The 26,006-nt window shown below is 57.7% G+C and carries 21 protein-coding genes; 4 read left to right on the top strand and 17 right to left on the bottom strand.

The genetic code is table 11. From position 1 onward, the window contains the following. Positions 1-529: 529 nt before the first annotated feature. The 5 genes from LAO21_18745 to LAO21_18725 form a co-directional block, all read right to left on the bottom strand. Positions 530-3,220 (bottom strand): insulinase family protein, encoded by a 2,691-nt coding sequence (locus LAO21_18745; protein ID MBZ5554761.1) that lies wholly within the window; start codon positions 3,218-3,220, stop codon positions 530-532. Between the two features lie 174 nt (positions 3,221-3,394). Further along, positions 3,395-4,084, bottom strand: a complete 690-nt coding sequence (locus LAO21_18740) for a DUF2848 domain-containing protein (protein ID MBZ5554760.1) — start codon at positions 4,082-4,084, stop codon at positions 3,395-3,397. Further along, a complete protein-coding gene (gene tsaE / locus LAO21_18735) occupies positions 4,081-4,533 on the bottom strand; it encodes a tRNA (adenosine(37)-N6)-threonylcarbamoyltransferase complex ATPase subunit type 1 TsaE (protein ID MBZ5554759.1) in 453 nt (150 codons plus the stop codon). Before tsaE ends, LAO21_18740 begins: the two co-directional genes overlap by 4 nt. 13 nt (positions 4,534-4,546) lie before the next feature. Next, positions 4,547-6,151, bottom strand: a complete 1,605-nt coding sequence (locus LAO21_18730; protein ID MBZ5554758.1) for an NAD(P)H-hydrate dehydratase — start codon at positions 6,149-6,151, stop codon at positions 4,547-4,549. 109 nt (positions 6,152-6,260) lie between these two features. After that, positions 6,261-8,822, bottom strand: a complete 2,562-nt coding sequence (locus tag LAO21_18725; protein MBZ5554757.1) for a hypothetical protein — start codon at positions 8,820-8,822, stop codon at positions 6,261-6,263. Between the two features lie 245 nt (positions 8,823-9,067). Between LAO21_18725 and LAO21_18720 the strand changes: the two genes are divergently transcribed. The 4 genes from LAO21_18720 to LAO21_18705 all read left to right on the top strand — a co-directional run bounded on the left by LAO21_18720 (position 9,068) and on the right by LAO21_18705 (position 11,521). Continuing rightward, the gene (locus LAO21_18720) at positions 9,068-9,706 is read left to right on the top strand and encodes a threonylcarbamoyl-AMP synthase (GenBank protein MBZ5554756.1); all 639 of its coding nucleotides are present in this window, start codon (positions 9,068-9,070) and stop codon (positions 9,704-9,706) included. Positions 9,707-9,716: 10 nt separating this feature from the next. Further along, positions 9,717-10,325, top strand: coding sequence for a YdcF family protein (locus tag LAO21_18715; protein ID MBZ5554755.1), 609 nt, complete (start codon positions 9,717-9,719; stop codon positions 10,323-10,325). A gap of 23 nt (positions 10,326-10,348) precedes the next feature. Then, positions 10,349-10,861: a nuclear transport factor 2 family protein gene (locus tag LAO21_18710; GenBank protein MBZ5554754.1), complete on the top strand. Its 513-nt coding sequence runs from the start codon at positions 10,349-10,351 to the stop codon at positions 10,859-10,861. Positions 10,862-11,158: 297 nt separating this feature from the next. Further along, positions 11,159-11,521, top strand: coding sequence for a tetratricopeptide repeat protein (locus LAO21_18705; GenBank protein MBZ5554753.1), 363 nt, complete (start codon positions 11,159-11,161; stop codon positions 11,519-11,521). 88 nt (positions 11,522-11,609) lie between these two features. Here the strand turns inward: LAO21_18705 and uvrA are convergent, their stop codons facing one another. From uvrA to LAO21_18645, 12 genes are all read right to left on the bottom strand, one after another. Beyond that, positions 11,610-14,573, bottom strand: coding sequence for an excinuclease ABC subunit UvrA (uvrA, locus tag LAO21_18700; GenBank protein ID MBZ5554752.1), 2,964 nt, complete (start codon positions 14,571-14,573; stop codon positions 11,610-11,612). A 223-nt stretch (positions 14,574-14,796) separates the two neighbouring features. After that, a complete protein-coding gene (locus tag LAO21_18695) occupies positions 14,797-15,087 on the bottom strand; it encodes a hypothetical protein (protein MBZ5554751.1) in 291 nt (96 codons plus the stop codon). Continuing rightward, positions 15,084-15,617, bottom strand: a complete 534-nt coding sequence (locus tag LAO21_18690) for an NUDIX hydrolase (GenBank protein ID MBZ5554750.1) — start codon at positions 15,615-15,617, stop codon at positions 15,084-15,086. Before LAO21_18690 ends, LAO21_18695 begins: the two co-directional genes overlap by 4 nt. Positions 15,618-15,716: 99 nt before the next feature. Beyond that, positions 15,717-16,949 (bottom strand): bifunctional glutamate N-acetyltransferase/amino-acid acetyltransferase ArgJ, encoded by a 1,233-nt coding sequence (argJ, locus tag LAO21_18685; GenBank protein ID MBZ5554749.1) that lies wholly within the window; start codon positions 16,947-16,949, stop codon positions 15,717-15,719. Next, positions 16,933-18,990, bottom strand: a complete 2,058-nt coding sequence (locus tag LAO21_18680; protein ID MBZ5554748.1) for a transcriptional regulator — start codon at positions 18,988-18,990, stop codon at positions 16,933-16,935. Before LAO21_18680 ends, argJ begins: the two co-directional genes overlap by 17 nt. A gap of 107 nt (positions 18,991-19,097) precedes the next feature. Continuing rightward, on the bottom strand, positions 19,098-19,610 hold the full coding sequence (locus LAO21_18675) for an N-acetyltransferase (GenBank protein ID MBZ5554747.1): 513 nt from the start codon (positions 19,608-19,610) through the stop codon (positions 19,098-19,100). Next, a complete protein-coding gene (argH, locus tag LAO21_18670) occupies positions 19,579-21,021 on the bottom strand; it encodes an argininosuccinate lyase (protein ID MBZ5554746.1) in 1,443 nt (480 codons plus the stop codon). The genes LAO21_18675 and argH overlap by 32 nt, the downstream gene beginning before the upstream one ends. Then, the gene (locus LAO21_18665) at positions 20,987-22,216 is read right to left on the bottom strand and encodes an argininosuccinate synthase (protein MBZ5554745.1); all 1,230 of its coding nucleotides are present in this window, start codon (positions 22,214-22,216) and stop codon (positions 20,987-20,989) included. Before LAO21_18665 ends, argH begins: the two co-directional genes overlap by 35 nt. Positions 22,217-22,298: 82 nt before the next feature. Beyond that, positions 22,299-23,504 (bottom strand): aspartate aminotransferase family protein, encoded by a 1,206-nt coding sequence (locus LAO21_18660; GenBank protein MBZ5554744.1) that lies wholly within the window; start codon positions 23,502-23,504, stop codon positions 22,299-22,301. Positions 23,505-23,507: 3 nt separating this feature from the next. After that, on the bottom strand, positions 23,508-24,302 hold the full coding sequence (argB, locus tag LAO21_18655; GenBank protein MBZ5554743.1) for an acetylglutamate kinase: 795 nt from the start codon (positions 24,300-24,302) through the stop codon (positions 23,508-23,510). A gap of 3 nt (positions 24,303-24,305) precedes the next feature. Further along, positions 24,306-25,394 carry an N-acetyl-gamma-glutamyl-phosphate reductase gene (gene argC, locus LAO21_18650; protein MBZ5554742.1) on the bottom strand — a complete coding sequence of 363 codons (1,089 nt, stop codon included), beginning with the start codon at positions 25,392-25,394 and terminating at the stop codon, positions 24,306-24,308. Beyond that, on the bottom strand, positions 25,391-25,843 hold the full coding sequence (locus LAO21_18645) for an ArgR family transcriptional regulator (protein MBZ5554741.1): 453 nt from the start codon (positions 25,841-25,843) through the stop codon (positions 25,391-25,393). Before LAO21_18645 ends, argC begins: the two co-directional genes overlap by 4 nt. Between the last annotated feature and the right edge of the window lie 163 nt (positions 25,844-26,006).

The raw sequence follows: 26,006 nt of genomic DNA, 5'->3' as shown, positions 1-26,006 counted from the left end.
GCGTCCTTTCCTTTTCTGGATGCGATGATCATTCTATCATTGAGGGGGACGGGCGTAAATGAGAGGAGTTCGTCCAGGTCTGAAAAGCAAACCCTGTTCACCGCAGAGACGCCGAGGAGAATCGGATAATCAGTTTACTGGACCGGAAGGGCATTCTTTCGCCCCGCAAGCGGGGCTCTCGCATTTTCTCTCATTGCTACCCCACCCTCGCTCCGCAAAAAGCGCGGAGCATCAGGTGGGGCTACAATCTGGCAGCCCTACGGGCCTAAACTGAGGTACTCCTCGTCCTTACCCCACCCTAGCTCCGGCTCACTAAATGCACGGGGTCTGCGCTCCGCTCCGCAAAAAGCGCGGAGCATCAGGTGGGGCTACAATCTGTCGGCCCTGCGGGCCTGTACCCTGATCTCTACGCTCTGGTAGCCGTGATCCCGCCTTGCTGGATCACGGGCTTTTGCGACCGCTAGAGAAGAACCTGCGATCCCAAAAGACGGGATCGTGGCCCGCCGCGGCGGGCTTTCGCAACTCAACATTAATGGGAGGATGGGGTCACGTAGCAGGCCAGCAGGTTTTGGGGCTGGAAGATGGTAGTGAGCGCGTCCCGGAGTTGAGGGGCCGTCATCTGGGAGGCGGTCTGCTCAGCCTTGCCCGCCGATTCGACATCAGGGGATCCAAAGGAACGTCGAAAGAAGGAAAGCCCCTTGAAGACGGAATCCAGATCCTGCAACTTCCGATCGGTCTGCCACATTTTTTGTGCGGCGGGGACAGCCGAGTTGCTCGCAAGCAAGGCCGACATCTGCCTCAGAGCCTGGTTGGCAAGGGCGGTGGGGTCACCCGGACGCTCATCCCGGTCGCCCTCGAACGACCGCAAGTAAAAAAACTCGGTCACGCGGGGGTGATTGAACACGTCTTTAAAGAGCCACTTCGCGATCTCAATCACATCCGTCTCCGGGGCGCCGAACGCGGGACCATGGAAACCCATCATCAAAAGTGGAGACAGGGCGGTCTGAACGGAGTCCTGGACCATGGCCGGCAGTTTGGGTGTCTTGATGGTACTGAGCGGCTCAAACGAACCGGGTTTCCATTTAGAGCTGCTGAGTTTTCGGGCGAAGGGCGCGACGTATTCCGTTCCCTGAGTATCGCCCAGGATGACCAGGGTCGGCTGAATGTCCTTCTGGATGCGCTCCCACCAGGCCGCCATGTCCTTCTCCGTTGCCTTCCGGACAGTGGCCATCCGCTTAGCGAGGGAAGGGTAGAGGTCGGTATGACTGAAAAAAGAGGTTCTCAGTTTGTCGGCTGCAAAACTCCGCGGGGATTCGAGTTGAGATTGGAGTTGTTCGAGCAGTTGCAACTTCACGGCGGCGACATCCTCCGTTGAGAATCTCGGTTCCAGGAGCATCTCCAGGAGGAGGTCGATACAGGCGGGGGCCGTCGAAGGAGGGGCGGTCAGGGCATAGCCGAATAGATCGTTTTTCACAAGGGGGACAAGGGTCGCGCCCAGAGACTCGAGCTGGAACCACAATTCGTCATGGGTCTTGTCCTTTGTTGACTGAATGGAGGACCACACGGCGAGCGCGGTCATGCCCGCAAGGTCGTTCGATTCGAAGAATTGTCCGCCGGGGTAGAGGACCTCGATGGTGACCAGGGGCGAAAGATGGAATTCGTTGACAAAGACATTCGGTCCCCGAAGGATGGAATACTTGTTCCAAGGCTCGGCTTTCAACTGGCTGCGGTCGAGGTTGCCTACATAGGGGGCGGATCGTTCCGGGGATGCAGGCAGGTTGGCGCTCCCCTGCTCCGCCTTCTTCCCGATCTTGTTCAACGCCCGTGGAACCGCCAGGTCGACAAAATCGCGGTAGCTCGCGGGAGTAAATGGCCTCGAGGCAAGAGCCATCGGCCAGCGCTCGATGGCATGTGCTGTATCCAGCGTGAACAGTCCGTTTGCAGCTCCGGCGACTTCCTCTGCCGTGACCTTGTCGAGATCCGACAGCACAGTCGTGTAGGCCAGATAACCCCGCCCGGCTTCGTATTCCGCTAAACGCTCACTGACAGCGGAAGGCGCCCGATTTGCCAGCTCCCAAGCCAGAGTAAACTGTCGACGCGCCCGCAGCATCTCGTCATCGGAGGGTGCTGCACTGGTAATTTGGCGAAGGCGCGCCAGAAGGTAAACAGTCGCTTGGTCGAGCGCCTCGGAAGGACAGGAGAAGTGGACTGCAAAGAAATTTTCACCGTCGACCTGGAGCCCCTCAGCGGAAAGGGAGGAGATCAGGGCGCGCTGGTACATCAGATCGTGGCGCAGCGAAGACATTTCTCCCCGGGCGAGAAGGGAAGACAACACCGCGAAGGTCGGGGTCCAGGCGGGCTTTGAATGGAAATAAAAACCAGCCCCCGCCAATCCATCCGTGGATTGGAGCAGGGTGTACTGGAGCCCTGGCGTGGGGCTTATGGGAACAGGAGTGGCCTTAGGTTTCGACGGTTGTTCCGGAAGCCTCAGGAAGTGTTCTCCCACCTGTTGAATCACCCTCTCGCGGTCAAAATCTCCGACAACCGAAACAATCATCTGGGAGGCCTGGAGTGAGTGTGTGAGAAACTGCTTCAGAGAGGTCAAGAGGTCAGGTGTCGCTTCCGAAGGGACCGAAATTGGGGCCGGGTAACCCATCAGGATGAATAACTCGCGTCCCCCGGCACTGCGATCGTTCATTCCTTCCGGCCGCGACAGGGTTTTCAGCGCTGAGGTCACCAATTCCGGGGAAGGTTCCGTCTTGAGAAGTCTCTGGACGACCAGTGGATATATTTTCTGGATAGCCTCCGCCGGGAAGGTGACTGTCCATTCCATTCGGTCCGGCGTCACCGTTGAACGGGTAATTCCGCCAAGGGAAGAGAAGGACGACTCTGTGCCGTTCGTTTCGAGGGGTTCATTCGAGGGGAGAAGGGTCAGCGCTGCGACTCTCAGCAATAATTCGTTTTCGGCAGTCGGCGCAAGACCTGGAATCTTCAAGAGCAGAGTCAGGGAAGCCAACGGTGTGGCATGGTGCTCCTTGACGATCAAGACAAGGTCATTGCGGTAGATGACCTTTGAATAGGGGCCGTGGTCCTCGCGTGATTTGTAGTTCCCGATCAAACGCGAGGGCGTGGGCTGCGCGGGTTCCTTGGCCGCGGGGGTGCCCGGCTTGCGCAATCGTGGCGGGGCGGATTGGCCCGGAAGACCGGCAGGAATAATCATGCAGGCAAACATCAGGCAGGAGAGGAAAACCCTGTGGTGTGGATCCCTGTGGATGGAAAATTCGTGACCCGACGACGGTCGTCGTCCCGCGGAAATGGGACGGCGTTTTGATTGACCGTTGAAAATGATGAATTGGAACATGAAACGGACCTGAGAAAATATCGCCCACACCGGTTACACCGCCTCGGGCAACACTTCAATAGCGTAGTCGTGGGCAATCGAAAGTTTGAATCTCGCCAGCTCAAGTTGAAAGTAAAAATGCGAGGCGTAGGCCGGCATATCGGCAATGGTGGGGACGGTGCCCGAGAACATGACTGCCCCATTCAGGTCGATATTCAGCGGGCAACTGCGGATGAGCGATCCCAGCCGCATCAAGTCGGCGACGAAAGCCGACTGGTAAGGCACCTTGCGGTCATAGGAAGCCACGAAGGAACTCAGCTTCAGTTCATCCCGGTAGGGGCGTATTTCCCGGTGAAGGATCATCTGTCGCGCCATGACTTTCGGGCAGAGTTGCTTGGATTTCCCCAGCGAAAAGGTCTCGGTCTGGCGGTCGCAGTGATCGCTTCCGACCGAGAGATAGACCTCGTCTTCAAATTTGAGCGCGACGTATTCCACTTCGCCGGACGTATGCTTGCCCTGGACAACGATCCTGTCGTCATTGGTCAGCAGGTAGGGGGAAACCGGGAAAAAGTGCGGAGTTCTTTCCAGAAGGCCCCCCTCCGTCTTTTCGAGCGATGCCTTCTGATCCCCGCCCAGGACCTGCTTCCAGCCGGAGAATTCAGCACAGATGAGCAGCTTGGGTTCGAATTCGACCATACGTCGGTGGTCGTTTTCCAGAGACACGATTTCCATATTGAGTTTCATCGGTATTCCACCTGGATGGCGCGGTCGTCATCGCCCAAATCTCGCATGTGAATGTGAATGGTGCCCGGAATATTTGAGAGCGGCAGTTTGTCTGCCCACTCCACGATAACATACGCGGAGTCATCGAGGAGCAACTCCTCGAGCCCGAGCCCCTCAATCTCCCGGGGGTCATCGACCCGGTACAAGTCCACGTGATGGATGATCCTGGCGTTGATATGATACTCCTGGATCAGGGTGAAGGAAGGGCTCACCACATCGTTCGGGTCCTCGATGCCCAGCCCACACACCAATCCCTTTGCCAGAACCGTCTTTCCGACGCCGAGCTCGCCAAACAGGAGGACATTCCGGGGGGTTGAAAGAGACCGCCCCAGATTGAAGCCAAATTGATAAGTCTCCTCGGAAGCGTGCGTTGAGATTTCCTGGGTGGTCGGCTCCATTCGTCGAGGCATCGTGAAAATCATATCACAGGGTGGTGCGGTCAGACAGGGGTGTGGTTGAACGAGCGAGGTCCCGCAAAACCTCCGGCAGAGAATCAATCAGATCGCCTGCCAGCATGGCCGTCTCTCCCCAACGATCTCTCGCATAATCGCCCGCCCGGCCATGAAGAAACACAGCGGCGGACGCGACCCGGGCAGGGGGCGCCTTTGAGAATTGCGACAACAGGCCGGCCATGATTCCGGTCAGCGCATCGCCCGAGCCCCCCTTGGCCATTCCCGGATTTCCCGCCGGAGACACAAGGATGTCGCCCTCCGGTGTGGCGACGACCGTGCGGAACCCCTTCAGCACCAGGATCACCTGGTGTCGCGTGGCGAACTCGCGCGCAAAGTCTCTACGATCGGCCTGAACGACTTGCGGAGTGGTCCGGATCAAGCGCGCGAATTCCCCCGGGTGCGGAGTCAGGATGAGGGTTCGGCCTTTCCCATCCAGGTCCGAAGTATGATCCACAAAGGCATTGACCGCGTCCGCATCAAGGATCATGGGAAGCCGGTATCGGGTCACCACGCGTCGAATGAATTCCTGGGTATCCGGAAACATCGACATTCCCGGGCCGATGGCCAGAACCGTCTTTCCGGACAGCGCGTTGTCGAGGACTCCATAGTCAAAACAGGCGAGATCGACGCTGCCGACCGGTGTTTCGGCCAGCGGAATAGTCATCAACTCCGGCATGGACTGAGCCACCAGGGGCTGGGCGCTGGCCGCAGTCGCCACGGTGACCAGTCCTGCTCCCGCCCGCAGGGCCGAACGGCCCGCCAGGGCGGCGGCGCCGGTTTTTCCCACAGAGCCCGCAATGATCAGGGCGTGGCCGTAAGCGCCCTTGTTGGAGCCCACCGGACGGGGGGCGACAACAAACCGGCAATCAGATTCCTTCAACCAGTAAAGGTTTTGTTTCGCTCTCTCGTCGACTAATGAGTCAGGGCTCCCAATCGGAATCACTTGGACCTCTCCCGCCAACTCGGCCGCGGGAGGGAAGGCGAGGCAGACCTTGGGAGCCGTCATGGTCAATGTGGTATGGGCACGGATGGCGGGGCCCACCACTTCGTGGGAATCGGCGACCAGTCCGGAAGGAAGGTCGACCGCAAGAACCGTTTCGGGGGAAAAACGCCGGTTGATGTCCTCAATCACTTGTGACAGGAATCCCTCCACCGGATGGGTGAGCCCGGTGCCGAGAATGGCGTCCACGACCAGATCGAGGGCGGGCATCGAAGAGGCGTATTCGACCCAGTCCTCAATCTTCATGATGGAGTGTGGCCGGAGGCCGGTCTGAATGAGCGCATCCAGGTTTGCCCGGGCATCGCCTTTCACCTGCTCGTAGGAGGCGAGCAGCACAACATGGATGGACAGGCCGCGTTGGATGAGATACCGGGCCGCCACCAGGCCGTCGCCGCCGTTGTTGCCTTTTCCACAAACGATGAGGATCTGTGTCGAGCCAAGGGAATTTACGCGCGAGGCGCAATGCGCCGCGATCCCGGATCCGGCATTCTCCATCAGGGTCAAGCTGGGAATGCCATGACGCTCGCTGGTCAGTTCATCGACTTCCCGCATCTCCGCCGCAGAGAGAATTCGCATAAGGTCACCACACCGCGTGCGTAAAGGATCTCCCCTGTGGATAAACCGGGATAATGAAAGGAGTTGGATTATTCCGCGAAATCAGAACTCATGCCGGCCTGCGCACCCCTCATTGAGGCGGCGGAAGAATGGTTACGGTAGTGGAGGCGGCAAAAAACGTTGTATTGGCGTTTGTGGCGCTGATACCGACCCGAATCGGTTGGTCGGTCGGCAGCAGCAAGGGGGCTGTGTAAAAACCGCTCTGGGTAATCGTCCCCACAGCGTTCTGCCCATTCAAGACCCCGCTGACGTTCCATAAAACGGGAGGATTATTGGTTGTATCAAAGGACAGGGCGAATTGAAGCGTCCCCCCGCTGGGGACCGTCACGTTGATAGGAGATATCGTCAAGTTTCGTGACAAGGTAAAATCTGTAGTGTTCTGCACATTTACAACGACGGCGTCGGTAAAGAATCCGGGGGCCTTGACGTCGATGACGGTCGCGCCGCTAAGGCGTGCGCTTACCGTAACCGTCCCGCTGGTCTGGCCCTCAGGAATGGCAATGGTATTGCTGGACAACGTCGCAATATTCGCGTTTCGAGGCGTCACGCTGACCGACACCCCGCCGGTCGGCGCCGGATTGGGAATTTGGACTGTCAGGGCAAACGACGAAGCCTCGGGAGGAACCGTGGCGTCAAGGGGTGTAGCCAGGCCCATCGGATTGGGGAACACGACAAATTCATCCGGCCTCCGAAGCGGGTAGCCCGAGGCGAGAAAGGTCCCGTTATCAAAAACAAGCATGCCGAAGAGGGAGAGTGGGCTGGTGATCTGAATATATCCATCAGATGCCACGCTGATATCCGGGAAGAGCGAAGAGAGCACGACAATGGATTGTCCCGCGGCCGGGATCGTGACCGTCTGAGATTCCTGCTGACTGCCATCCGCACGGATGATTTGGAGCTGTGCCGTCGTGGGTGAGTCATTGGGATTCACCAGCGACAGGGCAGTGGTGATTTGAAGATCGAACAAAGCCGGCGTCAAAACAAACTTCTGCATCGGCACGAATTGTCCCGGGACAGCCGTCAATTGGTTCCGTTCCGTATGAAGGATAAGCGCGGAGGCCAAAATTCCGGGTGATGAAGAGCCGGGCGCAAGCTCTACCTTGAGATAACCCGAGAATACCTGGGCAGGACCCAGGCCAAAGAGGGTGCTGATGAACTGGGAAGATTGTCCGGAGACCGGAAAGGAGACCAGCGCAGGGTTAGTCACCCCACTACCGGTGAAGAGGCTTCCATCGGAGTTGAAGGCGGTGACTTTCACATTGACGACGCCGACAGGGACCTGCCCCGATACCGCGGCGGTTCCATCCGTGATCACCAGGCGGGTTTCGTACGGACCCACCGAGATGGCAAAAGGAATATTCAGGGCCGGGGCGGCGTCCGAACGCACCACGGCGTCGAAGTAGGCATTCTCTCGTCCCACAAAAACCATCTCATAAGCGTTGAAGGCAGACAACGAGGACAAGTGAATGTATCCCGACTCGATCGTCTGGTCAGTCAGATTTGAGAAAAGATCGGTGAGGCTTTTGATTAACCGCTGATTGGCCCCCAGGGACGTCAGGGTGGTCGATTGGACGACATTTCCATTGGCGTCAACAAAATCCGCTGTGATGTCGAACGGAATGGAAGAGGTCACGATCCCCAATTCCAATGCCACACCACTCGAGAATTGCTGCGAATTCTGGAGCGCGATCGGAAGAATGACGTCGGTTGAAGAAGTCACCGAGATGGGAGCCAGCTCGAGTCGATTCAGACCAAAGGCCGGATCCACATTCCCCACGTCTACGACCCCCAGTGCGTTGACATTGCCCGAGGTCATTTGAACGTAGAAATCGGTGGCGCTCCCGAGGTTCGGGAACATGTCGGCAATACCCCCCACAAACTGCTTGTGGGCCCCTAGCGTAAAGGAATTGGAAGCCGAAACCACCGTGCCCGTGGAGTCGATGAAGGTCAAAGGGGTCCCATCCGAATTGATCGGGTTGAGGATGATGTTCGCAGGCCCATCCGACAGATTGGCCAATGCGATCCCTGAAAAGCTGTCTGTCGCGGAGATCAATCGGGGGATGATCAGGGTCTGGATCGGGGCCGGCGCGGCCCGGCCGATGATCAATGCACCTGCGTTGTGAGCGGCAGCTGTGGTTCCCTGCTGGGCGCGGACCAGGTTCGTGAGCGTGTTCGCGGTTCCACCCCCGTAGGTCAGAATTTCCTGATCGATGAGCATCGAACCGCTCCCCCCCGGAAAGGTAGTGGTGGAATTGAGGTTCAACGTTGTGGCTGCGGCATCAATCGACGAGGTCAGCATTCCTGCGTGGACCGGGAAAAAAGTGACCGCTGAACCCACGTCATGAGCGGCCGCGGTGGTTGAAGCCTGGGCCCGTGCGGAGATGACGAACGAGGTCGTCGTCAATGAACTGTACGCCAGCACCTCCGTGCCGATGGCCACCTCTCCCGAGGACGGGAACCCAATCGCGTTGTCCACGCTCAGGGTGGTATCCGAAGCGGAGATCGCAGCGGTCAGTTTGGCCTGGGGAAGCGCGAGCGGGTTCAGCTGACCGAATAAAAGAACTGTGGAGCCTGCAAAGGAGGATAAAAGGAGGGCTAAGTAGACCCAAAAACGCAATTTATTTGAAGTCATCTGCTCCTGCCGAGTGGGGTGTGCGGTTCCATGACCTATCGGAACTCAGAACATTAGATTCAGATTTCGCCGATTAGGTTGAATCGCGGGGTAATGATAAAGTCTGGGGCTGAAAAAAGCAATGGGAAGTCGCATCGGATGGGGCGTTCAAAATTCCCTTCAAGTATGCGATAATGCGACCGCTTTGATGATTTGCAGGTGCCTGCTCTGTCCTTCGTATTCAAGACCTGAGGCCGCTCCCCGTCATGCACATCGATACTGAAATCATCAGTGTGGATCAAAAGAAATTCAAGGAATCGGAGTTGACCCCCGCAGGCATAGCGATCCGGGCGGGTCTGGTGGTTGCCTTTCCGACCGACACCTTTTACGGGCTCGGGGCCGATCCTTTCAATCTGGCCGCGGTGGAGCGGGTCTATCAGATCAAAGGACGCCCGCGCTCAAAGCCCTTGTTGTTGCTCATTGACGATGTGGAACAAACCACCATGTTGACGGCTGAGCTTCCCGACTCGTTTGATGAGCTCGCCCGGGAGTTTTGGCCGGGCCCCCTGACGATCGTCATGCGCGCCTCGCACCGCCTTCCTCTCAAAGTGACTGGGGGGACTGGAAATATCGGCTTGCGGATGCCCAATTCCAAGTTGGCCCGGGCGCTAATCCACTCCGCGGGGGTTCCCTTAACGGCCACGAGCGCCAACCTTTCGACGCTCCCTTCATGTACCACCGCCAGCCAGGTCCTCGGACAGATTGGCGGTCGCGTGGACATGCTGATCGATGGGGGTACGGTCCTTGCCGATAAGCCCTCAACGGTTGTGGATTTGACTGGGCCTTCCATCAAGATCATCCGCGAAGGCGTCATCGGCAAGAGCAAGTTGAAGAAGTGGCTATAGCTTGTTAACCATGACAGGGCAATCAAAACGTCTGGTGGTGCGGGTTTTGCTGGGATTGCTCGCGATCGTGACCGTGGCCTATGGGGTGTCGATTTATTCCGCGATTCGGCGCCAGGCGAGCCGGGATGAGGCGCAGTTATCCGATTGCATTGTCGTCCTCGGCGCGGCCCAATACAATGGACGTCCCTCTCCGGTCCTGAAGGCGCGGTTGGATCACTCGGTCGACCTGTTCAATAGGAAGCTGGCCCCGCGAATCATTACGACCGGCGGGTACGGTCTTGATAAGAAATTTACGGAGGCGGGAGCTGCCCGGGAGTATCTGGTGAAACGCGGTGTGCCCGCAGCCTCGATTGAGGTCGATCCGAACGGGGAAACCACTTTACAAAGCGTTCGTTCCGTGAAAGAGCGGTTGCAGCACGAGGGGGTCCGTTCGTGCATTGTGGTCAGCGACGGATTTCACCTTTTCCGCAGCAAGGCGATTTTTGCGCATGAAGGGATCCTCGTGTATCCTTCTCCCGCGCCGGGCAGCCCCATTGAGAACTCGCCCGTCGCCCGGTTTTGGCACTCCCTGCGGGAGGTCCTGGTTTATTTTGCTTACCGATTGGGCATCCATATCTAACCCATCAGAGGGAGAGTGATTCGGTGAAAGGAACGATGTATTTACTGGGCATTCTTTTGGTTGGCGCCATTGGCGGCTATCTCGCGGGCCAGAAATTCGATGAATGGCGCGGGGCAAGAAGCGCCACCCAGAGCCCCGTTGCAAAGACGGAGGATTTGAACGCCGCCCTGCAGGAGCTGTTGGACAGGGAGAAGGCCGCTTATCAGAATCATGATGCCGACCAGCTCCTGAATGAGTGTCTTTCCGATTATACCGAGGTCAATGGCAACACCGGCGAATCGATGGACCTGGCTCGCGCCCGGCTTTACTATCATCAGTACTTCCGGGAGGGACAGGCCGTCAGCCTGGCATTTGAAAACCTCCAGCTCGCTCCTTCTCCCAATGCGATTGTGGCCCAGGCCAGTTACAAGAAAACGTCCAATGCTTACGCCGATAAGAACATCCACGGGTACAAAGGACGAGGCACGTGGGTCTTTGTGAGGCAGAATTCAACCTGGCGCCTGGCCTCCTTCGCCTGGGCCGAGGATCCATTCTGATTCCATCCAGACGGATGTCGGAGAGTTATCGGGATCCATACTTCCGATTCATCGGGCCTCCTCTATCCCCTCCAATCTGCTTTCTTGACGCAGGCCGCGCCGCCCGGGCTACATTCTGATGTCTTCGGGCCTAACAATTCGGATATTTCTCCACCGTCCACAGCTCAAGCGAAAAAGGTAAAGTCGGAATAGGGATGTGGGATGTGACGGGACGCCCGCTTTTTGCCCTTCCATCCCGGGTATGGTATAACTCGTCCTTCGCAAAGTAAAAATCCCGCCAAAAAAGAGGGTGAAGGAATGGAATCCAAAGAGGACTTGTACGAAAAGGGAGTAATGTTCGCCCTGGAAGATAATTTTGCCGAAGCCATCGCCTGCTATAGGCAGTCCCTTGAGATGGACCCCCGCTACACCGACGTGTGGCATGCCTTGATTAATGCCTATAACGCCATTAACGAACTGGACCAAGGCATTGAGGCGGCCAAGCAGCTTATCGCCATCGATCCCGATGACATCCTCGCCCACTCGAGTCTTTCCATGCTTTACATGAAGAAAGGGATGAAGAAAGAAGCCGAGGATGAAGGGGCCGTGGCGAAGGTCCTGGGATTCAAGGACATGATGAAATCCACAAAATCAACAGATGAAACAAAGAAGTTAATGTAATGAATCCACTGCGGACCAGCGGACAGGCTGGGTTTTGATCATGAGGTGGGGGTGCTGGGGAGGCGTTCCCGAAGGGTCTTTTGAGGGTTCATTTTTTGGAGATCAAGGTCCTGATTCCACCTCCGTTATCATGGTTTCCGTTGTTTGAGAGGACTCCCTTCAAATATTTCCCGGTATACGACTTATCAATCCTTGCCACCTGTTCGGGTGTTCCGTAAGCCACCACTTGGCCTCCCGCATCCCCTCCCTCAGGTCCCAGGTCGATTACCCAGTCTGAAGACTTAATCACGTCCAGATTGTGTTCAATGATCAGGAGAGACGCCTTCGCTTCAATGAGCTTGTGAAAGGCGTGAAGAAGCTTATTGATGTCGTCAAAGTGAAGGCCGGTGGTTGGTTCATCAAAAATGTACAACACTGAGTCGCTGGTTGCCTGGGCGAGGTGCGTGGCCAGTTTCACGCGTTGGGCCTCTCCTCCGGAGAGGGTCGTTGCCGATTGCCCCAGGCGAATGTAGCCCAGGCCCACTTCATCGAGGACCTTGAGCTTCTTGACGATTTTGGGAAAGTTCGAGAAGAAAGACAATGCCTCCCGGACGGTCATCTGGAGGACGTCGTGGATATTTTTTCCCCTGTACCTGACCTCCAGCACTGATGGTTTGAAACGACAACCCTTGCAATCTTCGCAAATCAACTCCACGTCCGCAAGGAACTGCATCTCCACGGTGACTCGGCCATCGCCCTCGCACGTTACGCAGCGTCCCCCGGGGATGTTGAAGGAGAAATGTCCAGCGTGCATCCCGTGCTTTTGGGCCTCGGGGGTGGATGCAAAAACGTCGCGGATGGCGTCGAATGCCTTGATGTAAGTGACGGGATTCGAACGCGGGCTGCGGCCGATCGGGGATTGGTCGACCAGGATGACCTCTTTAATATGCTGCCATCCCTCGATTCGGGAGTAAGCCCGATGACCCACCTTTTCGCCCCGGTGTTCGCGGTAGGCGTCATAAATGACATTGTGGACCAGGGTGGATTTGCCGGACCCGGACACTCCCGTTATGGTGACCATCAAACCGAGGGGGATCGAAAGGTCGATGTTTTTTAGATTATGTATTTGAGCCCCAAAGACCTTCAGGTATTTTCCGGTCTGTCGGGCTCGCTGGCGGGGGACGTTGATTCGCAGGTCCCCGCTGAGATAGCGACCGGTCAGCGAATGGCTGTCCTGGGTGAGCCGATCAAAGGGGCCCGAGAAAACCACCGTCCCCCCCATTTCTCCCGCGCCGGGACCGAGATCAAGGATGTAATCCGCGGCCTTCATCATTTCGGCATCATGCTCGACCACCACGACCGTGTTTCCCATCTCGCGCAAATTCTTCAAGAGTCCGATGAGCTTCTGCGAATCGCGGGGGTGAAGGCCGATGGACGGTTCATCGAGGATATACAAGGTTCCCACAAGGGAAGAGCCCAGCGACGAGGCGAGTTGAATGCGCTGTGATTCGCCTCCGGAGAGGGTGGAAGCCAGCCGGTCCAGTGAAATGTAATGGAGTCCCACCTCATAAAGAAACTTGAGTCGCAGCCGGATCTCTTCAAGAAGCTTGCTCGCAATCGCCTCCTGGCTCGGGGTGAGGGAAAGCCGTTCAAAGAAGGCGTGGGCCTCTGCGATCGTCATCGCATTGATTTCCGTAACCGCCTTGCCTCCGACCTTAACGTCCCGCGCCTCGACACGGAGACGGGTCCCCTGACAGTCCGGACAGAGGGAGTATCCCCGATACCGGCTCAGGAACACCCGTACGTGAAGTTTGTATTTTTTCCTTTCGAGATATTGAAAGAAGCCTTTCAGGCCGGGAAACCGTCCCTTTCCTTCCAGGATGATTTTCTTGTGGCCCTCGGAAAGTTGTGAGTAGGGAATGTTGAGGGGAATAGACTCTTCGCGGGCCAGTTTTCTCAATTCCACCAACGGGTGTCGATATTGGAGCTTTGTCCACGGCTCAATGGCCCCGTCTTCGAGGGACTTGTTCTTGTCCGGGATCACCAAATCGAGGTCAAAATCAATGGTGTTTCCAAACCCTTGACACCGCGGGCAGGCGCCGTAAGGATTATTAAAAGAGAAAAGTTGAGGTTCCGGTTGAGGATAGGGAATTCTGCATCGCTTGCATTCAAATTGGTCGCTGAAGAAAAGAAGGGATTCTTCCTTCCCGGCCTCAGAGGTTCCGGCGGAAACTTCTGGAGATAATTCAGGAGGAGAAATTGAATTGCTCCCCCGATCATCCAACACCTGGATGATGGCCTGCCCCTTCCCCTCTTTGAAACAAGTCTCCAGAGAATCGATGAGACGCTGACGCACGTCCGGGTTCACTGAGAGGCGGTCGACCAGCACATAAACAGGGGCGTTCAAATTCAAGTCGATGAGGGACTCGGGCGTGGAGAATTCGAAGACCCGCCCGCCTTGAACCAGTCGACCAAAGCCTCCCTTGCGAATCCCGCCCAGGATTTCCTTGGCGGCCGGGGAGGGTGCGACGGGCCCGGACTTTGGTTTTCTCACCCGGACCGCTTTGGGGTCGGAGGGCGGGGCCGTTGTCGCCGCGGCGCTCACCGGGAACAAGACGTAGAACCTTGTGCCTTCGGGAAGCTTGAGAATCCTTTCGGCAATCTGTTCCGGAGAGTCCTTCTGAATCTGTTCCCCACAGCGGTGACAGTAGGTCTCGCCGATGCGGGCGAACAGCAACCGGAGAAAATCATAAACCTCGGTGGTTGTGGCGACGGTAGACCGTGGATTTCGGGAGGACGTCTTTTGGCGGATGGCGATTGCCGGCATGATGCCGTCAATGCTGTCCACATCGGGCTTCTCGATGCGTTCCAGAAACTGTCTGGCGTAGGCTGAGAGGGACTCAATGTATCGTCGCTGGCCCTCGGCATAAAGCAGGTCGAACGCCAGCGACGATTTTCCTGAACCGCTTACCCCGGTCACAACCGTGAGGCGGTTGAACGGCAGCTCAAAGGAAATATTCTTGAGATTGTTGACGCGTGCGCCCCGAACTATAAGGTTGCTGTTCGACTCCATCCGAAGGCTCTACCCGCTCCGCAATTAAAGTGGCGGCCTCATGGTATCCCGCCCGGCCACCCTCATAAACTGGCGATTATAGCCTGAACCTTACGCCCTTGTCAAAACCCGGTCCTCACGGCAGATATGTACAGTCGCGTGGAAAACCGGTCGATGAGGTGATTCTCTTAGCGGTTGAAAGGCTCTTGAAGCCCAGACGGATCCCTCGCTCCAATCACTACCCTTATGCCGAGGATTTTTCCTTCAAGGTTTGTTGCAGGATGGCGATCACGGCCTTCGGTTTGTTGTCACGCAGCCTCAGAAGAGATTGCACATTCTGCTGCAGGACCTCCAAGCGCTCCGCCGGAGTGAGGGAAGGCATCCATCGAATCAACGTCAGATCCACTCCCTCATCGCTATAGGAAGGTTGGGCGGGCCGGGCCTCCTTAATCCCCGAACGAGTCCCTGATGTCCTGGTCGGCTTCCTCGTCCCCCGGGAGGAATTCGGACGCCGGCGACCGGCTTTGCTGCTCATAGATTCAACTTGGATTTTGCCAGCAGGAGTCCGGCAATCGTCTTGGCATCAATAATGTCGCCGCCGAACAACATGGCAAATACCTTTTCCCGCGAGATGGCATGACACTCGATGCTCTCGTCGCTGTCGGGATGCGCCTCCGTCTTGGTCAGTTGGGATGCCAGGATCAAATGCATTTGTTCATCGGTAAATCCGGGGGCGGAGTAAAACTTGGCCAGTTCCGACACGGTCCCCGCATGATAACCGGTTTCCTCTTCCAACTCACGGCCTCCGGCCTGGAGAATCGACTCGCCATTCTCAACGCTCCCCGCGGGCAGTTCCCAGAGGAAATCGTCCACCGCGTAACGGTACTGGCGGATCAGCACGATTTCGCTCTTGTTAATCATGGGAAGGACTACCACGGCCGGGGGATGGCGAACCACCTCCCGCGTGGTCGAGCGGCCGCTGGGTTCCACGACATAATCCTGGACCAGCTCGATGGATTGCCCTGTGAAGAGCTTTTTCGAGTTCAGTATTTTTGATTTCGGCATGATACGGACACTTCGCTTTCTATCATGGCCACCCTCATGATTTAGATGAATCAGAAAAATCGCCCATCACCGCAGGTGTGCAGCGCAGGCCAAGATTGATCAGGTTCGATACAAGGCGTTTATTTTGATGTAGTCCTCGGTCAAATCGCAAGTCCAAACTGTAGCCGCCTGGCGCCCGCGGCCCAGCGAAACATCAATCTGGACCTCCGGTTCCTGGAGCAACTCCTTGGCCCGCCTCTCGTCGAAGCCCATGGGCTGGCCGTGACGGCAGACCTGGAGGCCATTCAGGGCGATGTTCAAGCGCTCCGGATCGAAAGGAACTCCGGAGTACCCCGCGGCGCAAATAATCCGTCCCCAGTTGGCATCGGCCCCGGCGATCGCTGTCTTGACAAGGGGTGAATTGGCAATGGCCCGGGCGACCTGCTCACACTCCTTGGCCGTCCGGCCCTCCCGGACGTTGACTTCAATGAATTTTTTCGCTCCCTCGCCATCCTGTGCAATTTGCCGGGCAAGCGAGGTGCACACCTGGGTGAGCCCCTGCTGGAAATGGTCAAACCATCTGTCTTCCTTCGCAATGGCGCGAGCCCCGCTCGCCCCGTTTGCCAGTAGAAAGAGGGAATCGTTGGTTGAAGTATCGCCGTCAACGGTGACCCGGTTGAATGATACCTTCGCGGCATGGTGCAACGCTTTCTTCAAGAGCGGAAGCGACAGGTTTGCATCCGTAGTAGCAAAAGCCAACATCGTCGCCAGCCGGGGCTGAATCATCCCGGACCCTTTTGCAACGCCCGCAATGGTGACCATTCGGCCCCCGATCGAGGACTGCACCACGCAGCTTTTCTTCCGGGTATCGGTGGTCAGAATGGCCTCGGAGAAATCAGATCCTCCCTGGTTCGAGAGCTTCTCGAGAACGGCCGGGATACCTCGCATGATTCGGTCCATGGGGAGCGTCACCCCGATCACCCCCGTCGACGCCACCAGGGCAGACCCGGCGGGGATTTTCAAGGCATCCGCCGTCAGCCTGGCCATGCTCTCGGCGTCACGAATTCCACGCCTTCCCGTGCAGGCATTGGCATTCCCGGAATTCACAATGAGGGCACGCACACTGCCGCGCGCTTCTGCCAGGAGCCTGCGGGAAACCAGCACCGGCGCTGCCGCAACACGGTTCTGCGTGAAGAGGGCGGCCGACAAGGAAGCCGATTCACTGAACAGGATGGCCAAATCCTTCTTCGTCGAGCCAGGCTTAATTCCGGCAGAGATGGCAGCCGCCTGATACTTCAGCGGTGTCGTCACTCCACCCTGGATTTCCGTCCAATGTTCACTTGGCTTGGTCATTAATGTTCAGCGGGCTTCGGGAGCGGCCGTCCGGCGGCGCGTTTTTCAGTTTTGAAAAAGTCCCAACATCCAATGAATACAACCCTTCGCGGAAGAACAATGCGTAAACATGCGATGGATCGAAAGGATCCGGGAGAATCGACCGGCACTTCAGTCCTGTGTCCGGGAAGGGCTTGATCCATTCCCAAGTCTCCCCCCGATCGGGGGAATGATAGATCGATCCCACGTGAGATTCCGTCACATACACTTCGATCCCGTGTTGGGTGTCGAAGCGAATATCCGCAATTTCGGAGCGCGGAAGGCCTATCCCCGAGCGGGTCCAGGTGGCGCCCCCATCGGTGGACCGGTAGACACCCCGCCCTGTTGCCATTAAGAGAACCTCTTCATTATCCGGGAAAGCCACAATGGAATGGACGATTCCCGGTCCGTCTTCCAAAGGGATCGCATTCCAATGCCCCCCCCGATCCCTCGAGAAGAACAGACCGGCGGATGTGGCGTAAACAATCCGCCCGTCCGTTGAAGCAAGAACGGCTGTTCCAACGCTGTTTCCCGAAGGAGGCGTGAGCCGCCTCCAGCTTGCGCCCGAATCGCGAGAGACAAAGAGCCCTCGCCGCGCGGCGGCATAAAAAAAGTGGCCAGACCGCGGGTCTCCCGAGAACCCCATCACGCCGCCCAACCCTCTCGCGGCCCCGGAACCTGGCCGGACCGGGGTCGAAGAAGCGGCCGGAAGTCCGACATTTAAATCTGCCCGTCGCCATCGGCCCGTCGAAGCGCTCAAGACAAACGCCCCATCCGAAGTTCCGGCCCAAAGCGAATAATCAGTGGGCGATTGGAAAAGGGTATGCACATCGGTGGAAGTCAAGCCATCGATCAGTTGCCTCCATGTGATTCCTCCATTTTCGGTCCGGAAGACGCCGCCCTTTTCGGAGTCATAGAGAACCGCGACGTAAAAACTTCCCGCCGTGCGACGGTCGAAAAGCACGGTGGAGACAGCGCGGCTGGTAAAGCCTTCGTTCAGAGGCGTGAACCCCCGTCCCCCGTTGCTGCTCATCAAAACGCCTGAGTCATCAGTACCCAGGAGGATTCGGGAGTGATCCCGGGAATCGATGACAATTGAATTCACAGTCAGCAACGGGGAGGTCATCCGATTCCATGCGGCGCCCCCATCGACGGTCTTCCACAAACCCTCGGTCGTACCGGCATAAATGACTCTGGGATCGCCGGGATCCGCCACGATGGAACGAGTGCGGCGGCTGGATGAAGGGATCCCCTTGAACTTTGACCACAGATTGCCTCCGTTGGAGGTCTCGTAAATTCCACTGCAGGCGCTGAGTAGAACGCTGTCCGGCAGCGTCGGATGAATGAAGATGGCGAAGACATCAGAATCCTCGACCATCCCGCGATGGATTTGGATCCAGCTCTTTCCACCGTCCGTTGTTTTCCAAGGCAGGTGCCAGGTCCCGGCATAGATGATCTCCGGGTTTCGGGGATCGACGGCAATAGATTCGACATTCCGGATCTCCCCGTGGTGGGGAGGAGAGATCTGTTTCCAGGACTGCCCGGCATCGGCGGTTTCAAATACCCCCTCGAGAGTGCCGGCAACGAGGATTTCAGGGTTGGAGGGGGCCATCGCCAGCGCGCGCACGGATTGCCCTCTCATGCCCGGTAATTCTTTCCAGGAGAGTCCGGAGTCGAGGCTGACGAATATCCCGCCTTGGTCATTATCGGTCACTGACCAGACCCCGGCAAAGATTCGACTGGGGTGGGCGGGATCGATCACAATGTGATCCACAATGAAATCCGACCGTGGTGCCACCGCCGCCAACCGCTCCCAGCGGTCCCCATCATCTGTTGAGACGTAAATCTGACTGTCTGCCGTGCCGAGGTAGAGGCGTTGGGGCTGGATGGGATCCTGCGCGAGCGACCGCACATCCCCCCCGAATGGTCCCAAAGACCGCCATTGCGCGGAGGAGCTGGTGGGGCACAACAAAAACGCCAGGAACAACCCGGTTAACACAAATTGGGAAATGATTGCTTTCATACTGGCACGAGAGAATGAATTATGGCGAGGAATTTGTATTTGTAAAGAGAAAACGAGAGGAATGGACAAAACCCGCCGATGGACCTTGGACGGAACCACGCCAGCCCTCAGAGCCTCTTGATCATTGCGATCTCGTTGCAGTTGTTGAAGAAGGAGCAATTGATACAGTCCTTCCAGACCTTCAGCGGAAGGCTGTGATGCGGCACTTGTTCAAACCCGAACTTCGAGAAGAACTGGGGAATGTAGGTGAATGCGAAGACTGTGGAGGCCCCCATTGTCCGGGCCTCGGCGATCAGGTGAAGGACAATATGGCGACCGAGACCCAGGTCTTTGTACACAGGGGCCACCGCAAGCGCCCGCAGCTCCACGAGGTCCTCCCAGAAACAATGCAGGGCTCCCACCCCCACGACGCTTCCATCGTCCACCGCCACCCAGTAGTCGCGCACGTTTTCGTAGATCTGCATCAGGGAACGCGGGAGCATCAGCCGCTGACGGGCATAGGTTTCGATGATCGATTGTATGGCTGCCGCATCCGACAGCCGGGCGCCGCGGATTGCGAATTCGGGTAACGCCTGGGGTGGTTTCTGGCTACTGAATCTGGGCGATGCGTCGTTGTGCATTCTTAATGGCTCTCTTGACATGGATGGTTGCCGTACCTCCCTCCAAAGATTTGCTCTCGATACAATGTTTCAAGTTAATAGCGTCAAAGAGGTCGGGACCATACAGCGGTGAGAAGGACTTGAATTCCCGCAGGCTCAATCGTTCCAGGGAAAGCCCGCGTTCAAGCGCGTGGAGAACGACCTTTCCAACCGCTTCGTGAGCGGCACGGAACGGGAGGCCCTTCCGGACCAGATAGTCCGCACACTCCGTGGCATTCAGGTATCCCGATTCTGCAGCCTGCTTCATTCTCTCTGTTTTGACCTTGAGCGTCCGGAGGACCACGGGGATCGCCTCCAGCGCCACATCGAGGGTATCCACAGTGTCGAAGATACACTCCTTGTCTTCTTGAAGATCTTTGTTGTAAGCAAGGGGCAATGCCTTCAGGGTGACGAGCAGCTGCAGCAAGTTTCCAAAGACGCGGCCGGTTTTCCCCCGGATCAGCTCCAGGGCGTCCGGATTCTTCTTCTGTGGCATCAGGCTACTGCCGGTCGTGACGGCATCGCTCAGCTCGACAAAATCGAATTCCGCCGTGGAGTATAAGATCAAGTCCTCGGCGAGCCGGCTCAGATGCGTCATCAAGAGGGAGCCGCTACAAAGGAATTCCACTGCAAAATCCCGGTCGCTGACGGCATCGAGGCTGTTCCTGGAAATCGACTCAAAACCCAACTCCCTCGCCAGGAGCCGTCGATCGATTGGAAAACCGCTTCCGGCCAGCGCGCCGGAGCCGAGCGGCATCACATCGATATGCCCCAGGGTCGACGTCATCCGCTCCCAGTCGCGCGAAAACATTTCGAAATAAGCCATCCAGTAATGCGCCAACAGCACGGGCTGGCCTCGTTGCAGGTGAGTGTAACCCGGCAGAACCGTCGTCAAATCTCTTTGAGCATTGGCGGTCAGGGTTTTCATCAAGAGGACGAGCTGACGGCGCAGTTGCCCGCAATGGTGTCGCAAGTACAGGCGAAGGTCCAAGGCCACCTGATCATTTCGACTTCGTCCTGTATGAATTTTCTTCCCGATCTTTCCGACCCGCTCGATCAACTTGGCTTCGACGAAGGAATGCACATCCTCGTAATGCGCGAGCGCATTGTGGACCAGCCGGGGATGGATGGAGCAATTCCTCGCGAGCGACCGAAGGGCCCTGCGAATCGCCACGGCCTCCGTCGTTTTGAGGACGCCGGCCCGTTGAAGTGCTTTCGAATAGGCGACGCTTCCCTCGATGTCAAAAGGGAGCAGCCGGTGGTCGAAGGGAAACGAGTTGTTCAGCCGGGAAAACTCCGGCGCGGCCGACTCCCGGAAACGGCCTCCCCACAAGGCCCTCGACAGCGAGACCCCACGCCTAATTGGTCGTTTTGACTGCTTCCGATTTTCCATCCAGCATCGCTTTCACTTTGATTGGAAGGCCCATGCAGTTGATGAAGCCCTCGGCGTCTTTCTGATTGTAGGCGTCGCCCATCGTGAAAGAAGAAAGGTCTTCCCGATAGAGCGAATTAGGAGACGAGCGTCGGATCACCCTGACATTCCCCTTGAAAAGTTCGAGGGTCACCTCGCCGGTCACCGTCCTCTGGGTTTCATTCACAAACCCATCCAGGGCTTCCCTCAAAGGAGTAAACCACTGGCCGTAGTAAACCAGTTCCGCATACCGAATCGCCAGTTGCTCCTTAAGGTGTAGAGACTCGCGGTCAAGACACAGAGACTCGAGCTCGTGGTGGGCGCAGTGCAAGAGGGTCCCGCCGGGCGTCTCGTAGCAGCCCCGGGACTTGATTCCCACCAGGCGGTTCTCGACCAGATCAATGCGGCCGACGGCGTTCTCCCCGCCGATGGCATTGAGGGTCTCCAGCAGCGCGACGGGACCCAACCGATCGCCATTGACGCTCACGGGGGTCCCGCGCTCGAACCCCATGGTCACCCGTGCCGGCCGGTCGGGGGCCTCTTGCGGGGACAACGTAATCATCCACATGGAGTCTTCCGGGTCGTTTTTCAGGCTCTCAAGGCGTCCTCCCTCATGGGACACGTGCCAAAGATTTCGGTCACGGCTGTAAATCTTCTCCTTCGAGACTGTGATCGGAATCTTCCGCGCTTCCGCATAATCGATCGCATCCTCTCTCGATTGGATCGACCATTCGCGCCATGGGGCGATCACCTTGAGCTGCGGGGCGAGGGCTTTGTAGGTGAGTTCGAAGCGCACCTGGTCATTGCCTTTGCCCGTGCACCCATGGGCCACGGCGTCGGCCCCTTCGATCAGGGCAATTTCCACCTGGCGTTTGGCAATAACCGGCCGGGCAAAGGAGGTCCCCAGCAGGTACTTGGATTCGTAGACGGCGCCGGCACGCAGGGTGGGCCAGATATACTCCCTCACAAACTCTTCCCGAAGGTCTTCAATGTAGACCTTCGAGGCACCCGTCGAGAGCGCCTTTTCCTGCACGCCATCCAGTTCTTCTACCTGGCCCACGTCGGCTGCCATGGCGATGATCTCGCAACCATAGTTTTCTTTCAGCCAGGGGATAATGATGGAAGTGTCAAGCCCGCCGGAATAGGCGAGCACTACCTTTTTTGCTGTTCTTGGCATCGATTTGGCCTTTCTGACCTGATGAGCTGCAAAAAACAAATCCTTATTCGTCGGGTGATCCTCGATCATCGCCCGGTGTGAATCAAAGCGCCGCGAAAGCCCCGTCCAGTGCCTTTACCAGGCGATCCAGTTGGGCTTCGGTAATGATGTAGGGCGGTAGAAAACGCAAGACCCTTTCGTGAGCGCAGTTGATGACATAGCCGCGCTGGAGCAACGTGCGAACGAGATCCCTTCCCGGGAAGTCCAATTCCATACCCAAGATTAATCCCTCGCCCCGGACCTCTTTCACGAACGAGAATTTTCTCTTCAGTTGGTTTAACCCCTCGGCGAAATGGATTCCGAGCGTGCGGATTCGCTCCAGCAGCCCCTCCTCCTCCATGATCCGGAAAAACTCGAGACTCATCCGGCAGGCCAGCGGACCCCCGCCAAAGGTTGATCCGTGGGTCCCGGCCGTCAGATCGTCCCGCGTCGCTGTGGTCCCCAGGAGTGCTCCCATGGGGATCCCGAGTCCGAGCGGCTTCGCGAGGGTCACCAGGTCCGGCTGCACGCCTTTTCCTTGATAAGAGAGGTAAAATCCGGTCCTTCCCAGACCGCATTGAACTTCATCGAAAATCAACAGGGCCCCATGACGGTCGCACAAGGCGCGCGCGGCGCTGAGGAATTCCCGGGAGAGAACCCGAATGCCTCCCTCGCCCTGGATGGGCTCCATGATGAGGGCGCAGGTCTTCTCGTTCACGGCTGCATGCAATGCCGCCGTTTCATTTGCCGGGACGAACCGGATGCCCGGGATGAGAGGCTCAAAGGGCTCGCGGTATTTCTTCTGCCCGGTGAGCGACAGGGCGCCGAGCGTGCGCCCATGGAAGGAATCTTCTAAAGCGACGATCTCACATTTCTGGTGGCTGGATCCCCCGGAGGCACGAAACGCATGGTTCCTCGCCACCTTGATGGCCGCTTCGATCGCCTCGGTCCCGCTGTTGCAGAAGAACGCGGACTGGAGGCCCGAAATGGAGCAAAGCTTCCGGGCCAGCGGCGCCTGGTACTCGTTATGAAAGAGGTTGCAGACATGAAGGATTTTTGCAGCCTGGTCGGCGAGCGTGGCAACAAGGCGGGGGTGATTGTAACCCAGCGCGTTGACCGCAATTCCACTCAGACAATCCAGATACCGTGTCCCTTTTTCATCAAACAACTCGGCCCCTTCTCCACGGACGAAGACCACCGGCGCCCGGTCATAAGTGGGGAATACGTACTGTTGGTCGAGTGGGATTACAGCAGAACTGGCAGTGTTCAAGGCTTAGGCCTCCGTTCGAATCACTGTTCCGAGGGGCTCGCCGTGGGCGATCAGACGGATCAGGCAACCCTCTTCGGAACCATTTAGAATGTTGATGCCGCTCACCCCGCCCTCCAGTGCCGTAAGGCATGCCTTCAGCTTGGGCAACATGCCTCCGGAAACGATCTTTCGGGCCATCAGGCGGTTGATCTTCCGCGGGCTGATGCTGGGGATAACGGCCTTATGTTCATTCAGGACGCCGTCGACGTCGGTCAGGAACACCAGCTGGTCGGCCTGCAAGGCGACGGCGCAGGCCGCGGCCATCTGATCCGCGTTCACGTTGTAATAATGATGGTCGGCCCCGAGGGCGATGCAAGCGATGACCGGCAGAAAATCATTTCGAAGCAGCAGTTCTATCAGATCGGGACGGATCTTTGAGACGCTCCCGACGAAGCCATAGTCCACTGCGGTGTGCCGAAATTTTTCGGCACTGATCGCGCCCCCGTCGCCACCACATACGCCGACCGCCCGGCTGCCGACCGAGACAAAGGCGGCCACGAGTCTTTTATTCACCAGGCCCGCCAGCACCATCAGGGCAGCTTCCAGGGCTTCCGCGCTTGTGAGGCGCAGCCCCTCGTGAAAATGGGAAGGGATATCGAGCCGGTTCAACAGGGAAGTCAGGTGCTTTCCACCCCCATGCACGACAATGACCTGGGTGTCTTCTTGAATGAGTTCCGCAATCTGTCGGGCAATGACCTTTTGGTGCGACTCTGTATTCAACAAGCTTCCGCCGATCTTCACGAGGATTCGAGTCGCCATGGTCTATTCCAAGCCGGACTGTTCCGCGTAGTTGAACATCAGGTTCATGTTTTGAACGGCTTGGCCCGCTGCTCCTTTCACCAGGTTGTCGAGGCAGGAGACCATGACGACCCAGGTGGAGTTCTCCTCCGCCCGGACTCCGATGTCGCAATAGTTCGTATGCGTCACCCACTTGACTTGAGGCAATTCGCCGGCCGGGAAAACGCGGACAAAGGGGGCCTTTTCGTACCCCTTGACGAGGTGCGTTCTCAGCTCTTCCTCCGTCCGGAGGGTCCGTGTTTTGAAATACAACGTCGAAAGGATCCCCCGGTTGATGGGCAGGAGGTGCGGCGTAAAAATGAGCTTGTCACCGGCATTCAAACCGAGGTGTTGTTCGATCTCGGGGAGATGGCGATGGGTGAACACGGAATAAGCCCGGAAGGAGTCGGAGACTTCACAGAAATGGGTGTTGTGGGTGGGCTGTTTCCCGGCGCCGCTGACCCCCGATTTGGAGTCACAAATGACCGGGGAACTCCAGTCAATCCATCCGTCTTTCATCAACGGCAGCAACGGCAAAAGGACGGAGGTGGCGTAGCATCCCGGATTGGCCACCCATTGGGCCCTGGCGATGGCCGCCGCATTGTCCTCCGCGAGGCCATAGACAAACCGGGAAAGCATGTCCGGCGCCACATGAGTGAACCCGTACCATCGCGGATAGAGGGAGGCATCGTGCAGACGAAAACTCCCGCTCAAATCAATCATCCGGAAGGGCTGAGCCATGTAGCGGGGGATCAGTTCGTGCGAAATCTCATTCGGCGTCGCGAAGAAAACCAAGTCGGGATTTGACTCCACCAACTCCGCTTCATCAAATGGCCGGACCTGGAGCCGGGTGTCCTTTCGAACGAGAAACTCCGGGTCGTGAGAAGTGGAGTGAGACCCTTTCGTTCCATGGGGTCCGCCGGCGGAATGGGCCACAGGGGACGAAAAAAGGCTCAGGCGGCGAACGTGCGGGTGCCGGGTCAAGAGGCGGGCCAGTTCCATTCCGGAGTAGCCTGTGGCGCCGATCACCGAGGCATGAATGCCCTGCGTTTTCTGGTTCGGGTGCGATTTCAATTCGAAGACACCAGATGAAAGAATTTCTTGCGAAGGCTCCGTGCGGTGGCTGCCGACCGCGTGACGACGAGAATGGTGTCGTCGCCCGCGACGGTTCCGACAATCTCCGAAAGCGCGGCATTATCCAGGGCGATGCCGAGGGCATTGGCGCTGCCGGTGGGCGTCTTGACCACGAGGAGGTTGTTGGCCGCCGTGGCCTCGCGCATGAACTCCCGCAACATCCGGCGCAGCTCGCTGTTCGAAGCATGCGGCAGCTCCGCCACCTGGGCGAGCAGCTTGTAGCCCTCCACGGTCTTTACCAGCCCCAGCTCGGAGAGATCCCGTGAGAGCGTGGCCTGGGTGGCCTCCAGCCCGACCTTCCGCAACTCCTGTTGCAGCACCTGCTGGTTGGGGATCGGCTTCAACCGCACCAGCCGGAGGATGGCTTCGTGCCGTAGCTGTTTGGTCATCGCGGGCCGCCGCGGTCGTGCATATTTATTGTCATAGACGCATAATTATACAAACGGGCCGCGGGCGTCAAGAGAAAATTTCAAGGCGGCGTTGCGGCGAACCCCGGAGCCCCGGCTCGGTGAGGGCCGCGGGGGAAAGGCCGAGGGGGGAAAGGCCGCCGGA

Source organism: Terriglobia bacterium (assembly GCA_020073085.1).
Classification (GTDB): Bacteria; Acidobacteriota; Terriglobia; order JAIQFV01; family JAIQFV01; genus JAIQFV01.
The sequence above is the reverse complement of the archived record's forward strand: the minus strand, read 5'-3'. Positions and strand labels throughout refer to the sequence as shown.

Excerpts from the sequence above, each read along its gene's own strand:
- LAO21_18745 (MBZ5554761.1), bottom strand. The coding sequence starts at position 3,220 with ATGATTATTCCTGCCGGTCTTCCGGGCCAATCCGCCCCGCCACGATTG.
- LAO21_18695 (MBZ5554751.1), bottom strand. The coding sequence starts at position 15,087 with ATGAGCAGCAAAGCCGGTCGCCGGCGTCCGAATTCCTCCCGGGGGACG.
- LAO21_18730 (MBZ5554758.1), bottom strand. The coding sequence starts at position 6,151 with ATGCGAATTCTCTCTGCGGCGGAGATGCGGGAAGTCGATGAACTGACC.
- LAO21_18680 (MBZ5554748.1), bottom strand. The coding sequence starts at position 18,990 with ATGAAAGCAATCATTTCCCAATTTGTGTTAACCGGGTTGTTCCTGGCG.
- LAO21_18675 (MBZ5554747.1), bottom strand. The coding sequence starts at position 19,610 with ATGCACAACGACGCATCGCCCAGATTCAGTAGCCAGAAACCACCCCAG.
- argB (MBZ5554743.1), bottom strand. The coding sequence starts at position 24,302 with ATGGCGACTCGAATCCTCGTGAAGATCGGCGGAAGCTTGTTGAATACA.
- LAO21_18740 (MBZ5554760.1), bottom strand. The coding sequence starts at position 4,084 with ATGAAACTCAATATGGAAATCGTGTCTCTGGAAAACGACCACCGACGT.
- LAO21_18705 (MBZ5554753.1), top strand. The coding sequence starts at position 11,159 with ATGGAATCCAAAGAGGACTTGTACGAAAAGGGAGTAATGTTCGCCCTG.
- uvrA (MBZ5554752.1), bottom strand. The coding sequence starts at position 14,573 with ATGGAGTCGAACAGCAACCTTATAGTTCGGGGCGCACGCGTCAACAAT.
- LAO21_18645 (MBZ5554741.1), bottom strand. The coding sequence starts at position 25,843 with ATGACCAAACAGCTACGGCACGAAGCCATCCTCCGGCTGGTGCGGTTG.
- LAO21_18665 (MBZ5554745.1), bottom strand. The coding sequence starts at position 22,216 with ATGCCAAGAACAGCAAAAAAGGTAGTGCTCGCCTATTCCGGCGGGCTT.
- LAO21_18690 (MBZ5554750.1), bottom strand. The coding sequence starts at position 15,617 with ATGCCGAAATCAAAAATACTGAACTCGAAAAAGCTCTTCACAGGGCAA.
- LAO21_18720 (MBZ5554756.1), top strand. The coding sequence starts at position 9,068 with ATGCACATCGATACTGAAATCATCAGTGTGGATCAAAAGAAATTCAAG.
- LAO21_18715 (MBZ5554755.1), top strand. The coding sequence starts at position 9,717 with ATGACAGGGCAATCAAAACGTCTGGTGGTGCGGGTTTTGCTGGGATTG.
- tsaE (MBZ5554759.1), bottom strand. The coding sequence starts at position 4,533 with ATGCCTCGACGAATGGAGCCGACCACCCAGGAAATCTCAACGCACGCT.
- argH (MBZ5554746.1), bottom strand. The coding sequence starts at position 21,021 with ATGGAAAATCGGAAGCAGTCAAAACGACCAATTAGGCGTGGGGTCTCG.
- argJ (MBZ5554749.1), bottom strand. The coding sequence starts at position 16,949 with ATGACCAAGCCAAGTGAACATTGGACGGAAATCCAGGGTGGAGTGACG.
- LAO21_18725 (MBZ5554757.1), bottom strand. The coding sequence starts at position 8,822 with ATGACTTCAAATAAATTGCGTTTTTGGGTCTACTTAGCCCTCCTTTTA.